This window comes from Sorangium sp. So ce1335 (genome assembly GCF_051521615.1).
Lineage (GTDB): Bacteria > Myxococcota_A > Polyangia > Polyangiales > Polyangiaceae > Sorangium.
Map to the genome: position 1 here is coordinate 9681874 of NZ_CP150363.1, position 13471 is coordinate 9695344.

Below are 13471 nucleotides of genomic sequence, written 5' to 3' on the forward strand. Positions count from 1 at the left end.
GGCCGGTCCGTCTGGGGTAACTGGGGTAAGAGGACCACGATGCAGCGACGATCTTTCCTGATGGGCCTCGCGGCGTGCGGCGGCGCGCTCTCGGTCGGCGGCGTCGCCGGCCGCGCCCGCGCCGACGCGGTGGGCGACGCGCTGGCCGAGATCACGCGGGCGCGGGCGTCGGTGAAGACGCTCGTCGCGCCGTTCACGCAGGAGCGGAGCATCGGCCTGCTCGCGACGGCGGTGAAGAGCGACGGGGAGATGACGCTCGTCCTGCCGGACCGCCTCCGCTGGGAGCTGAAGCCGCCGGACGCGATCACCTACTGGATCACGCCCGAGGGGTTCGGCTTCGCGACGCCGAAGGGCGCGGCCGGCGCGGGGCGGGGCGCGGCCGGGCGCTTCGGCGCGGTGCTGTCGGATCTCCTGGTGCTGCTCGGCGGCGACCTCGAGAAGCTGCGGGCGCGCTACGAGCTGTCGATCCCGAGCCGCGAGGGCGGGATCACGCTGGCGGCGAGGCCGCGGGCCGAGGAGGTCGCGAAGCACGTGCGCAGCCTCGAGATGACCTCGGGGCCGGAGCTCTGGTCGGTGCGGCGGGTCGTGATCGAGGAGCGGAACGGCGACCGGAGCGTCATCGCGTTCGGCAAGGTGGCGCGGGACGTGACGGTCGACCCGGCTCGGATGAGGGCGCCGAAGCAGCAGGGCTGAGGGGCGCGCGGCGAGGGCGGCGCGCGACGGCGGGTTCCCCTCGCCGCGAGTTCGGCTATGACGCCGGCCATGCGACGCCTCCTGCTGCCCCTCCCCGCCCTGACGCTCGTTGCCGCCTGCTCCGGCGCCCCGCCGGAGCCCGCGCAGACGCCGGCCCCCCCGCGCGCGCACGACGATCGCCCGCCCGCGGCCGCTCCGTCCCCCGCCGGCACCGCGGGCGCGGCGCCCCCGGCCGCCGAGCCCGGCGCGCCCGCCGCCGAGCCCGGCGCGGCCGACGGGGCGAGCGCCGCCGCCGAGGAGCAGGCGTGCCCGGCCGACATGAAGCTCGTGGAGGGCGAGTACTGCACCGAGGTCGAGCACACCTGCCTCCGGAGCTGGTACGACAAGTCGAACAAGAAGACCGTCTGCGAGGAGTTCGCGCCCACCCCCGGCCGCTGCACCGGCGAGAAGGTGAAGAAGCGGTATTGCATCGACACGTACGAGTGGCCGAACAAGAAGGGGGAGCGGCCCGAGGTGATGAATCGATTCCACCAGGCGCAGGTCAAGTGCGCCGCCGTGGGCAAGCGCCTCTGCACCGAGTCGGAGTGGACGCTCGCCTGCGAGGGCCCCGAGCTCAAGCCGTTCCCTTACGGGTACTCGCGCGACGCGACGAAGTGCAACGGCGACCACCTCTGGGACGATCCCGACATGAAGAAGGTGGCGAAGCGCGATCCGGCCGAGCTGGCGCGCCTGTGGAAGGGCGTGCGGAGCGGGTCGCAGCCCGAGTGCATCAGCGATTACGGCGTCGCCGACCTGCCCGCGAACACCGACGAGGTGGTGTCGAGCGAGACGACCGGCGGCTGGCGCGGCAAGTTCGACAGCGTCCACACGGGCGGCCCCTGGTACAAGGGCGTGCGCAACCAGTGCCGCCCGAAGATCTACACGCACGACGAGGGCTTTTATTATTACTTCCTGAGCTTCCGCTGCTGCGCCGAGCCCGACGGCAAGGCGACCGATCCGCGGACGCCGCGCCAGGTCCAGGAGGGGTGGAGCATGGACCGGGTCGAGCGGCTCGCGCAGTTCACGATCGAGCAGATGCGCGGCAAGCTCGAGCTGAAGGAGCAGGGCAAGTGCGAGTGCCGGCCGACGGACATCCTGTGCAAGACGATGTGCGGGACGCTGCTCGGGCCGGGCGCCGTCGACGCGACGCCGGGGGGCGGCGCGCCGGCGGGCGGCGCGCCGGCGAACGGCGAGAAGCGCGGCGAGAAGCGGTGAGCGGGCGGCGAGGATCGGTGAGCGGGCCGCGCTCGCCGAGCTTCTGGAGCTGACGGACATCGTTCCCGTGAACGCGAGCGCCCCTCGGGCGCACGACGCGCGTGCACGTGGGGGCAAGAAGATTTGCCCGGTGGGGCAAGAAAGTTTGCCCTTATCCTGCATCGGACCGCGCGGTACTACCGCTTTGCCAGGGCGCGGTCCTCACACGAGCTCCGCGACCGGCGACGCCCGAAGGACAGATCGGCCTGGATAGCGCCATCTCGCCACAGGTCCGGCGCTGGCTCCGACCTGCAGGAGAGAGACGACTGCCCGTGGCCGATCCAGCGGGGATCCCCGGCCCTCTGTGGTGGGTCGGCGCGTCGGCTTCCGCGCCTGCGCCCAGGCAGCGCGCGACGCCGACGCGCCGCTCGCCACGACCACGCCGCTGGAACGACAAACACCGGAAGCATGAACAGAGGCACCACATGACACACGACATCAAGGGTGGAAAAGACGCGCTCTCCGAATGCCAGGAGAACCTCACCGTGGCCCGGCCAAGCGACGAGCGGCGAGCTCGTTCGAGCGGCGGGGGCCGAGGCGTGAGGCTCCTCAGGAAGTGCACCGGGGCGATGGCCATTCTCGCTTCCATGGCGCTCGGAGGCTGCATCGCGCAGGAGGGCGACGAGGCCCTGGGCGATGAGGCCCTGAGCGATGAGGCCGTGGGAGAGGCGGAGCAGGCGCTCTCCTCTCACTCGTTCGTGACCTGCAACAGCGGCTGGCCTGGCTCGCGGGGCTGCGTCAAGAGGATCGTGAGCCCGGGGAAAATCGTCCCCGGCTCGATCGTCGTGGACATCGATGGCCACAACGGCGCTATCGGGTTCAGCGCGTCCCAGTCCGGGGACCGAGTTATCGATTTCTCGGCGAGCATCCACGAGGGCAACATGTTCAACCCGGGGAAGAACACGACAAGGTTCATCGTGATGTGGGAGCACCGCTAGCGGCGGGACCTGGACCGGCCCCACGTCGGGGCCGGTGGCCGGCCCCGACGCCTACGTCGTCCTCTGCAGCGTCCCAGCTCCGGGGCGGACGTTCACGGATCAGCGGACGGAGCGGCCGACCGCCTCGGCCTTCGCCCACATCTGCGCGAAGCCTTCGGCGCCGCCGTAGAGCCGGTCGATGAGCTGCTCTCCGCCCGGGAGCGCCTCGACGTGCTTGAGGAAGTCCGGGAAGAGCCCGATATGGGCGACCCCCTCCTCGTTGTAATCCCACGAGCGGCTGCCCATCCGGGCCTTGGGGAACTTCGAGTAATCGACGCACGCCCGGGCGGCCGGATCGACGCACCGGTACACGATCTCCATGGCCTGCGTACAGAAGCTGCGCGTCGCGGCCCGTACACCGGCGCGGCTGTATTCGTCGGGGGTCGGAGCCTTGTAAGAGCAGGACGTCTTCCCGTTGCAGCTGCGGCCGACGAGGCTCGTGAGGTTTCCGCTGGTCTGGATGTCGAGGCAGCCGATGCGCGCGGAGCGCACGTCGATCTCGCCCCCTGTGCACCGGAGCTGCGCGGGCGGGTGGCGCCAGGCGTCGCCCGGCACCGTCGCCGCCTGGTCGCGGGGCGCCTGGCACTCGGGAGAGCGCGGCATGACGACCATCCCGTTGATGTCCGAGCCGAGGGTGATCTGGAGCGGCTTGCCGCCCGGCGCGATGGCCGCCACGGCGGCCGCGCTCCGCAGGAAGCTCCGCGCGTCGGAGTCGCCGAAGCCGACGCCCGCGAGCCCGCCGCGCGCGGCGATCTCCCTGTACTGGGCGTCGGTCCGGCCGTTCTCGTTGCCGCTCGAGCCGCGGAGCCCGTTGTGCCCCGAGACGAGCGGATACGCGCCGCCGGGCGTCGAGCGGGTGAACGCGAGCACGTCGCCCACCATCTTCTGGGACATGTGATCGATGTCGATGACCATCCCGAGCTTCATCATCTCGTTGATGGCGACGCGGCCCATGGGCAAGAGCCCCAGGCGGTTCTTGTGGCCTTCACCCGGCTTGCAGCTCGGAAGCGGGATGTGACCGCCGGCGTCGCCGAGCTTCATCAGCTTGAAGAGATCGTTCCCCGACTGGATCCGCTTCGTGATGCCCTCTCCGCGGGAGCACTCGAGGTCCCACCATTTCCCCGTCTGGAAGCGGTTGGCGCGCGCTACCTCGTCCTCGTAGGCGGCGGCGCCGCCGAAGAGGTTGTCGGTGAGGTGGACCGGGAACACGTAGCGCACCCCGAGGCCGTGCAGGCGCCGGATCTCGGCGCGCACCTGGGCCTCCGTCGGCGCCGTCTTGTTCCACACGAAGTTGCCGATGTCGTCCAGCTCGACACCGACGATCACCGCGAGCTTGTTCCTCTCCACGATGCGCCGGAGATCGCCGGAGGAACGCGCGATCTCCATCCACGCGTCGTGCTTGCCGACGAAGCGGACGAGCTCGTCGATCTGGAGATTGCCAGACGCCCTGTCGTCGATGGGCGGGTTCGCCTCGACGCCGTGGGCGAGCGTGCGGCTGTTGACGGCGAGCGCGACCATCACCCGGAGGCCCCCCTCCTTCGCGCGCCGGATCCAGTCGACCCACATCTGCTGGTGCAGGATATCGTTGTGCGCGGGGAAGTGCGCGAACGTCGGGTACCCCACGGGGCGCTCGACCTGGAACGAGCGGATGCCGTGGGATTTCGCCATTTCCCCGAGCACGATCTGGCGGACGTGGTTCCCGCACTTGTTCTTGAAAAGATCGTGCCCCCGGTGCGTGCTGTAGCTGGTTCCCAGCGCCTCCGCGATGCTGGCGGCGCGCCGCGCCGACCCGTTGCACGTGGCGCCAGACACGCCTTGACCGCTGGGATCGTAGATGGTCCCCGGCGCCATGAGCACGTCGACGCCAGGAGCGCCGTGGAGCACGTGCCCCCCGAAGCCGAGGTGCGCCATCGGGTGGGTGTGGAGATCGGCGAACCCGCGCAGCGGTCGGCCGGGAGCGTTCAGCGCGGGATCGAAGATCGGCGAGCGCCGCGCCTGCGCGCTCGCCGGGCCGGAGGCCGCGAGCGTCAGCGCGGCCGCGGCGAGCGCGCTCAAGACGGGAGCCACTACAGGACCTGTCATCGGGCTGGCTTTCTTCATATCGAGTCATCCTTCAGAGGTTTGCGGGCCATGGAGTCCACGCGAGCATCCATTTCGGCACCGAGGCGTACCGCATGCCCAGGGGTACGATAAGGGCAAATCTTTTTGCCCCCCTGGTCGCGCGCCGCGCCGGTGCGGCGCCTGTGTTCGCGCCGTGGGCGGCCCGGCGCGACCCGCAGGCAGCGTGACGCTCACGCGCGCTCGGGCCGTCGACTCCGAGGCTGCCGCCGCTCGCCGCTGCGCTCCGCCGTCACACCGGCGCTTCGAGCAGCTCGAGCGTGACCTTGGCGCCGCCTTCCGGGAGGTTGGCGCGCAGGACGAGCCCACCGCTCGACTCCACCATGCCGGCCACGAAGCCGAGCCCCTGTCCGGACCCACCCGGCTTCGGGCTCGGCGTGTCGTGGAACCCTGGGCCGTCGTCCGTCACCTCGATGGCCACCCGTCCGCCGCCCAGCGGCCGCGCGTCCAGCGTCACGCTGGACGCCCCGCGCTCGCCGGTCCCCTCGCACGCGTTGACGAGGAGGTTCAGGAGCACGTGCTCCAGCACGTCGTGCCCCCCCGCGAACAGGACCGCGGTGCGCTCCGCGCGATCCGTGACGTCGACCTTCACCCCCTGATAGCGCCGCCGGACGACCCGGAGGGCGCCGCGGGTCGCCTCGCCGATCTCGGCGGGGGCGGTCGCGCGCAGCGCGTCGAGCTCGCGGATCGTCCGCTCGCGGATGTGCCCCATGGCCGAGGCGACCTCCTCGACGCTCTCACGGAGCTGCTCCAGCTTTCGCGACATGCGCTCGGCGCTCGCGGACTCGACCCGGAGGAGCTCCCGCCGGAGGAGATCGGCGTCGATGAGGGCGGCCGACAGCGAGGTCTTCACGTCGTGGTGCTCGTGCAGCATGACGCTCAGATTCCGCTGCGCCCGCTCCGCGCGCAGCGTGGAGCGCGCCCCGAGCTCGACGACGCGGAGCGTGCGCATCGTGACGAGGAGCGCCGCGCAGGCGGCCGTCAGGAGCAGAATGAAGAACAGGGACGCTGGTATCCAGAGATCGTGGTCGTGGCTGCCGTTCAGCGCGCGGTCGAGCGCAATGAGCACGAGCGCGGAGAGCACGTTCGCCGCCGTCGCGAGGAGCACCGCCCGGCGGACGAGCCGGAACGCGCTCGTGGACACCGTGATCAGGAGCGCCGCCGTATCGGGCAGTTGCAAGATTCCCGGGTAGCCCTCCCAGGGCCATAGCACGTTCGGCAGCAGCGCCAGGAAGCACACAAGCGCGTCGACGCCGACCGAGAAGAGGAGCAGGTGGGGGGAGGCATCGACGCGCCGGCTCCTCCACCACACGTACAGCGAGGCGGCGACCGCGCCGAGGAGCAGCGGAACCTCGATGAACACGCGGGCGTGCGAGCCGGGCGCCATCGGCGTGTGGACGGCGAGGAACCGCGCGAGGAGCGCCGCGCAGAAGACGCTCCGCGCGATCGAGGCGGTGCGCTCGCCCCGCAGCGCCTCGCGCGTGATGAGGGCGTCGAGCTGCGCCCCGGTCGACAGCGGCGGGAGGCTGGCCCGCTCCGCCCTGTTGAGACGTTGCGCCTCCATGGACCGGGGGCATGATACCACACCATGCTACGCTGGCTGATCGTGGAGGATGACGCGCGGCTCAGGCGCGCGCTGCGCGAGGCGCTCGAGGTGCGCGGCGCCGAGGTCGTCGCCTGCGCGTCGGTGGCCGAGGCGCATCGCGCGCTCGCGGACGGGGCGTTTCAAGGGATCATCGCCGACGTCATGCTCCCGGACGGGAACGCCGTCGACGTCGTGGAGCGGGCCATGACCTGCGCTGTCGCCCCGACGATCGTGGCCATCAGCGGCTCGGCGAGCCCGGCGGTCTCGTTCCGGCTCGCCCAGATGGGCGTGCGCTCGTTCCTGGCGAAGCCGCTGCGCCTCGAGGAGCTGGAGCGCACGATCGACGACGCGCTGGCGCGGCCGCCCGATCTCCGGCCGCAGGTGCGCGCGGCGGTGGGGCGGGCGTCGATCCAGGACGTCGAGGAGCAGGTGCGCACCATCATGGTCGACGAGGCGCTCGCGCGCGCCGGAGGAAATCGGCGGATGGCGGCGAAGCTCCTCAACATCTCGCGCCAGCTACTCCAGCACATCCTCCGGCGGCGCGCGTAGGAGAGGTAGCGCGCTGATCCGTGCGTCGGCCAGCCCCTGTGGCCCTCGAGATCGCTCAGAAATCCATCACGGCGTCGAGGGCCGGCTTCGGGTCGTGGTCGACGTCGAACAGCAACGGGAAGTCCTTGCGCCCCGAGCTGGACTCGGAGAGCCATGTGTTGTCGTCCGCGATGCCCCAGAAGGTGACGCCGGTGATCACCGACCTGTGCCTCCGGAACAGCTCGAAGAACTCCCGGTAGCGCGCGGCCTGCGTGGCCTTCAGGTCGTCGGTGAAGGTCGCGGCCGTGTAGAACGTGCTGGGGTTGTACGTCACACCGGGGATGTAGAGCGAGATATCGAGCTCCGTGACCTGCACCTCCAGGCCGAGCGACGAATAGAGCTCGATCGCCTCTTCCAGGTTGGCGACGTGCTGGTGAACCGCCTGGTTCGTCGTCACCGTGGGGGGCTCGATGTTCAGGTGCGATTGCAGCCCGACGCCGTGGACCGGGACGCCCTGATCGAGCAGGCCCTTGAGCATGTTGTAGATGCCCTGCTGCTTGGCCCCCCGCGCGTATCGCACCTCTTCCAGGCAACGCCGCGCGCGATCTGGCGGTTCCCTCCACATCTGCTTCGCAGATCGCGATCCTCGCCAACGATGGAACCACGCTCTGGATCCGGTGAAACCAGAAGGCACGCCCTTGCGTCCGCAGCCGCCGACGCGCGCCGGGGTGCCACCCCTGACTTCTTGGGCCTTCTGGAGTGTCCACGAAAACGGGACAGGATCCACCAACACGCCAGCACGTCATGGGTGTGCAGCGCACAGCATCTTCCACACATCCACCCATAATGTGTACCAATGGCTACATTGTACGACATGGCCCTCCTGTTGCAGCGATCCGTCGCTGCGGCCGAGCGGCGTTGGACGGATGTCGAACGCTGCGCCCTGAAGGCCGTATCTGCGGCGACCAAGACCACGACGGAGAGGAGCGGAGCACCATGAGGTTTGCAATCGTCTCGGCGGCGCTCTTGAGCGCGTTCGTCGCGCCCACACCGGCGCGCGCCTTCAACTGCGATCCCTGCGATTCACAGTGTGAAAAGGGCTTCCTTAAAAACGTCGACCCGATCTGCTTCGCGGCGTGCGTGCCCGCGGTGGCAGCGGCGTGCTGGGATGTCAGCAACCCGGGAGCGGCGGCCTTTGGCGAGATGGGCGCGCAGGCGTACCAGTTCATGAGCGATCATCTCAGCAAGAAGAACCCGACATGGGAGATCATGGACAGGGAGATCCGTGATGTTCTCTACAACGCCTGGGGCTATAACTTCGCAGACCTCGTCCATCGCGTGCGAATCCACTGGGGCAGCTGGCTGCCGCCCGGCATTGGCTACGATTGGTACGAGATCGCCGTGGAGGCCGGGGCCCAGACCTTCGGTTACGACATCTACATCAGGGCGCGAAAGGAAGAGCTGACGCCGATGGAGCAGATCACGGTGCTGGCGCACGAGCTCGTACACACCTGGCAATACGTCCAGCGCGGCGAGAACCTCGCAAAATTCGGGCGCGATTATTTCGAAGGGTGGTTCTTGGCCGGAATGAGCTACGAGAAGAACCACATGGAGCTGCAAGCGGAAGAGGTCGAGAAGAGCGTCAGAGAGAACGACTCGATCAAGGCGGCCGCGCAGCGGATTACCGAGTCCAAGCCGTGGAATTTCCAGGTCTGCAACAAGTCAGGATACGACACGATCTACGTCGCAACCGCGACGTGGGACGAAGGCCTGACCCTCGTGGGCAGCATGAGCTCGAACGGCTGGTTCGCCATCCGCCGAGACGAGTGCCGCATGCTCAACAACAACGTGCAGGAGGTCTACGCCTATGCCTTCGTCCAGAGGGACGGCCACCTCATCACGTGGGGCAACGGCGCCAAGAAGTTCTGCGTCAAGCACACGCCATTTTCGTTCTCGCACCTCGTCAGCGCCACGACGGGCGGCACGGTAGCGGATTGCTCGCGTCAAGACCCCACTTCGGAGGCAGCCCTCTTCACATCCATCCCGAATCCATGGAAAACCCAGGGCTCGGACACCTTCACGTGGACCCTCACCGGCGAAGAGACGCGCCTCAGGCTCTGCAACGAGTCAGGTGAGAGCCAGCTCATGGTCGCGCTGTTGCGCGGCGACTTCGACTATTGGTTCAGCGAGGGCTGGTTTGTGCTCGACGACCGCAATCGTCGCTGCGTCGAGGTCGGCATGGGCTCGTACACTGGCCCTGTCTGGGTCTACGGCGAGAGCTTCGGCGCGTCGCGGAGATGGGAGGTCCCCTCGGAGCTGGGATTCTGTGTTCACCACCCGGACAGGTTCAAGCACGTCCAATCGCAGCCGTGCCGCGGCACGGGCGCCTCCCTGGTACACGGCCACAAGACCGAGCTTCACAGCGGGTTGAACACGTTCACATTCGGTTCTTAGCGGAGCGTCGGCTCGGCCGCCCTCCGCGGCTCCTGATTGTGCCGATGGTGATCGGCGTTCCGCCACGATGGTGAGCGGGCGCAGAGCGGAGCGCCCCTGCTTCACGCCTACCGCGCGCTCGTGCGGCGCCCCGGAGAGAGGGTCGTGCGGTACTTGGGGAGCCGCCAAGGCGCCACCTCGAGCTCGCCCTTGCGCCCCACCCGGTACGTCCTCACCGGCTCTCCCCGGACGATGCGGTCGTGCTCGCTCCAGCGCGCGGCCTCCCCTTCGGCGAGGCGCCGGGCGGCGCGCTCGGCGAGCCGCTCGGCGATGCGCTCCACCCCGCGTCGGACGTTCGCGCGCTGCGACCGCTCGTCGGCGACGCGCACCGTGATCCCGCTCGGCCGGTGGTGGATCCGCACCGCCGACATCGTCTTGTTCACGTGCTGCCCCCCCGGCCCGCCCGCCCGGCAGGCCGAGATCTCGAGCTCGCGCGGGTCCACACCCGCGCCCGCGCCCGCGCCCGCGCCCGCCTCGGCGGGGTGGACCGCCACGGCCGCGAACCACCGCTTTCGCGCAGCCCGCCCCCGCTCCGGGCTCCGCTCGACGAGCGCGTGCGTCCCGACCTCGCCCCCGAGGCAGCGCCGCGCGTCGCCCTCCACGAGGATCTCGACAGACGCCGGCGCGCCCTCGTCGCCGTGCACCGTGACGTCGACGACCGCGAGCCCGCGCTCCTCGCAGAGCGCCTCCATGCGCCCGGCGAGGAGCGCCACGAACCGACGCACCTCGAGCGGCCCCCGGCCCGCGGTGATCTGCACCCAGGACCGGCGGCTCACCGCTTCACCGTGATCACCGGCACGAGCGGCGCGACAGCCGTGGCGAGGCCGGCCTCCACGAGGCTCTCGACCACGGGCTCGATCGGCTTGTACGCGTCCGGGTGCTCCTCGAGCAGCAGCGCCGGGTCGTCGCACACGACGCGGCCGCCGAGCTCCGTGCGCGCGAGCTCGCGCCGCCGGTACCTGGCCGCGATCTTCTCGCGCGCCTCGCCGCGCCCCATCTTGCGCCCCGCGCCGTGCGCCACCGAGCGCAGCCCCGCCTCGGCGTCGCGCGAGCGCATCACCCACGACGGCGTCCCGCGCGAGCCGAGCACGATGGTGAAATCGTCGCCCCGGGCCGGCGCCGCGCCCTTCCTGTGCACCCACACGGGCTCGCCGTCCACCGCCTCGCGCGCGACGTCGTTGTGGACGATGTCGAACCCGCCCGCGATCTTCGACGCCCGCGTGGCGCCGAGCGCGCGCAGCATCCGGTAGGCGAGCAGCAGCCGGTTCGCCTGCGCGAAGCGGCGCGCGCCCGAGAGCTCCCCGAGGTACGGCTCGGCCGCGTCCCCCTCGAGCACCGCGCCGCCCCAGCGCTGCCCGAGCGCGCCGCCGAGCCCGCGCGAGCCGGAATGCGCGAGGACCACGAGGTCGCCGGCCGCGAGGCCGATGGCGCGCGCCGACGCCGGGTCGCGCAGCGCGCCGACGCGGGCGATCTCGAGGAAGTGGTTGCCGCCGCCCACCGAGCCGAGCGCGCCCTCGTACCCCGCGCGGTACGGCGACGCATCGCCGCTCGGGCGCAGGCCGTCCTCCGGCTCCGCCGCCGCGAGCCGCGCGAGCGCCTCGGGCGCGCCGCCCACCTCCGCGAGGCCGCGCGCGCCGCGGCGCCACACCTGCTCGAACACCTCCGCCGGGTCGCAGCCGGCGAGCGGGTCGTCCTCCATCGCCTCGCGGGCGCGCCGCTCGAGGAGATCCGGCGCCATCCGGCCGACCGACGTGGCGACGAGCCGCACGCCGCAGCCGGCGTCGCCGCCGATGAGCTGCGGGACGACGCGGTCCGCGAACGCGAACGCCGCGCCGACAGGGATGCCCCGGCCCGCGTGCAGGTCCGGCATGGCGACGGCGCGGACGCAGCCGGGCAGCGCGGCGACGCGGGCGAACTGCTGGACGGCGTTGCCCTCGAGCCAGACGTCGTCGCGGGCGACGAGGCGGGCATGGGCGGGGAGAACGGCGCTGTCGGCGGGCGATTTCATCGAGGATCTCCGTGGCCCGACGCGCGCGGCGCGGCGGACGCGGAGGGGACTTGCGGCTCCCGTGCCAGCGCGCGGGACGCGCCCGCGCCGGCAAAACGTGTCGGGATGGTGCACGGCGCACCAGATTCGATGGTGCGTGGTGCATCATGTGTGGTGTACGGTGCACCGGTGAAGCGCCTCCTCCTCACCTGGTCGGACGCGGGCACGCTCGGGCCGGCGCCGGCGCACCAGGGCCGCCGGCCGGAGAGCGACCGCGGGCCCGTGCTGCGGCTGCTCGACCAGGAGGAGAGCCGCTACGACGCGATCGTGGTCCTGACCATCCCGGCGGGCGAGGCGCCGTCGCGGGCGCTCGTCGAGCGGGCGCGGGGGCGGGCGCCGCGGGCCGAGCTGCGCGTCGTCGACGTCGACGATCCGTCGGACCACGCGAAGCTCTTCCGGGCGCTCGGGCCGCTCCTGGCGAAGCAGAAGCGCGCCTTCCCGCCGGCGGCCTGGGCGACGGACGTGCTCCTCTCGGCCGGCACGCCGCAGGCGCAGACGCTCTGGGTCATCCTCGTGCAGGCGGGGCTCTTGCCGGCGCGCATGCTCCAGGTGATCCCGGCGGCGTTCGTGCCGAGGCCGCACCCGCGGGCCGTGCGCGAGGTCCGGCTCGACATCGAGGGGTTCCCCGAGATCCGCGCGCTGCGCGAGGAGGTCGTGCGGCTGCGGGCCGAGGCGCGCACGCGCGAGGCGGTGCTCGTCGGCGAGAGCGAGCCGATGCGCTTCCTCCGCGCCCGGATCGCCCGGGTCGCAGCGACCGACGTGCCCGTGCTGATCCTCGGCGAGACGGGGACCGGCAAGGAGCTGGCGGCGAGGGCGATCCACGAGCACAGCCCGCGCGGCCGGGGGCCGTTCATCGCCGAGAACTGCGGGGTCTTCGCCGAGGGCGTGCTCGCGAGCGAGCTGTTCGGCCACGAGGCCGGCGCCTTCACGGGGGCGGCCGGGCGGCGGCGCGGCGTCTTCGAGCAGGCGCACGGCGGCACGCTGTTCCTCGACGAGATCGGCGAGCTGTCGCCGCGGGTGCAGGCGTCGCTCCTGCGCGTGCTCCAGGACGGGACGCTGCGCCGGGTGGGCGGCGAGGCGGCGATCGAGCTCGACGTGCGCGTCGTCGCGGCGACGCACCGCGACCTCGCGGCCATGGTCGCGCAGGGGACGTTCCGCGAGGATCTGTACTACCGGCTGCGCGGCGCGGTCATCGAGGTCCCGCCGCTGCGCGCCCGGGGGGGAGACATCGAGATCCTCGTCGACGCGTTCCTCGACGAGGTGCGGGCGCGGCGCAAGGGGCGCGGGCTCAAGGTGACGCGCGAGGCGATGCGGCGCCTGCACCAGCACCGCTGGCCGGGCAACGTGCGCGAGCTGCGCGCCGAGGTGCACCGGTGGGGGGTCTTCTGCGACGCGACCGTCGACGTCGGCGACCTCGCGCCGGAGATCGCCGCGGCGGCCGGGCCGGCGGGCGGCGGGGCGGGCGGGCCCGGGCGAGGGGCGCCGGCGGGCGACGCGTCGATCGCGACGCTCGCGGAGGCGGTGGCGTCGGCGGAGCGCGCCGCGGTGGCGCGGGCGCTCGACGTCCATGAGGGCAACATCTCGCGCGCGGCGCGGGCGCTCGGCATCGACCGGAACACGCTCAAGCGCAAGATGGCGGCCCATGGCCTGCGCCATGTCGGCAGCGCGGGTCGGAGCGCGTCGGAGGTTCCGTGATGGGGATTTGAACCACAAAGGCACAGAGGAAGAAAGAAGAGA

Annotated in this window: 11 protein-coding genes; 6 read left to right on the forward strand and 5 right to left on the reverse strand. The window is 71.4% G+C overall.

Annotation, left to right across the window (positions count from 1 at the left end; genetic code table 11):
• The first annotated feature begins 39 nt into the window (after positions 1–39).
• From WMF24_RS36065 to WMF24_RS36075, 3 genes are all read left to right on the forward strand, one after another.
• Complete coding sequence (locus WMF24_RS36065) at positions 40–693, forward strand: LolA family protein (protein ID WP_437731988.1); 654 nt, start codon at positions 40–42, stop codon at positions 691–693.
• 69 nt (positions 694–762) lie between these two features.
• A complete protein-coding gene (locus WMF24_RS36070) occupies positions 763–1947 on the forward strand; it encodes an SUMF1/EgtB/PvdO family nonheme iron enzyme (protein WP_437731989.1) in 1185 nt (394 codons plus the stop codon).
• 464 nt (positions 1948–2411) lie between these two features.
• The gene (locus WMF24_RS36075) at positions 2412–2924 is read left to right on the forward strand and encodes a hypothetical protein (RefSeq protein ID WP_437731990.1); all 513 of its coding nucleotides are present in this window, start codon (positions 2412–2414) and stop codon (positions 2922–2924) included.
• A gap of 99 nt (positions 2925–3023) precedes the next feature.
• Here WMF24_RS36075 and WMF24_RS36080 read toward each other — a convergent pair whose 3' ends face one another.
• Both WMF24_RS36080 and WMF24_RS36085 read right to left on the reverse strand, forming a co-directional pair.
• Positions 3024–5030: a membrane dipeptidase gene (locus WMF24_RS36080; RefSeq protein ID WP_437731991.1), complete on the reverse strand. Its 2007-nt coding sequence runs from the start codon at positions 5028–5030 to the stop codon at positions 3024–3026.
• Between the two features lie 283 nt (positions 5031–5313).
• The gene (locus WMF24_RS36085) at positions 5314–6645 is read right to left on the reverse strand and encodes an ATP-binding protein (protein WP_437731992.1); all 1332 of its coding nucleotides are present in this window, start codon (positions 6643–6645) and stop codon (positions 5314–5316) included.
• A gap of 24 nt (positions 6646–6669) precedes the next feature.
• Between WMF24_RS36085 and WMF24_RS36090 the strand changes: the two genes are divergently transcribed.
• Positions 6670–7215, forward strand: coding sequence for a response regulator (locus tag WMF24_RS36090; RefSeq protein ID WP_437731993.1), 546 nt, complete (start codon positions 6670–6672; stop codon positions 7213–7215).
• Positions 7216–7270: 55 nt separating this feature from the next.
• Here WMF24_RS36090 and WMF24_RS36095 read toward each other — a convergent pair whose 3' ends face one another.
• On the reverse strand, positions 7271–7774 hold the full coding sequence (locus WMF24_RS36095; RefSeq protein WP_437731994.1) for an endo-1,4-beta-xylanase: 504 nt from the start codon (positions 7772–7774) through the stop codon (positions 7271–7273).
• Positions 7775–8190: 416 nt separating this feature from the next.
• Between WMF24_RS36095 and WMF24_RS36100 the strand changes: the two genes are divergently transcribed.
• Positions 8191–9648, forward strand: a complete 1458-nt coding sequence (locus WMF24_RS36100) for a DUF1036 domain-containing protein (RefSeq protein WP_437731995.1) — start codon at positions 8191–8193, stop codon at positions 9646–9648.
• 107 nt (positions 9649–9755) lie between these two features.
• On the opposite strand, the gene WMF24_RS36105 is transcribed toward WMF24_RS36100, so the two are convergent.
• Together WMF24_RS36105 and WMF24_RS36110 are read right to left on the reverse strand one after the other, a co-directional pair.
• A complete protein-coding gene (locus WMF24_RS36105) occupies positions 9756–10463 on the reverse strand; it encodes a peptide chain release factor-like protein (protein WP_437731996.1) in 708 nt (235 codons plus the stop codon).
• A complete protein-coding gene (locus tag WMF24_RS36110) occupies positions 10460–11695 on the reverse strand; it encodes an RtcB family protein (protein ID WP_437731997.1) in 1236 nt (411 codons plus the stop codon). The genes WMF24_RS36105 and WMF24_RS36110 overlap by 4 nt, the downstream gene beginning before the upstream one ends.
• Before the next feature lie 168 nt (positions 11696–11863).
• Here WMF24_RS36110 and WMF24_RS36115 point away from each other — a divergent pair, with 168 nt between their 5' ends.
• Positions 11864–13429: a sigma-54 interaction domain-containing protein gene (locus WMF24_RS36115; RefSeq protein ID WP_437731998.1), complete on the forward strand. Its 1566-nt coding sequence runs from the start codon at positions 11864–11866 to the stop codon at positions 13427–13429.
• The last annotated feature ends 42 nt before the right edge of the window (positions 13430–13471 follow it).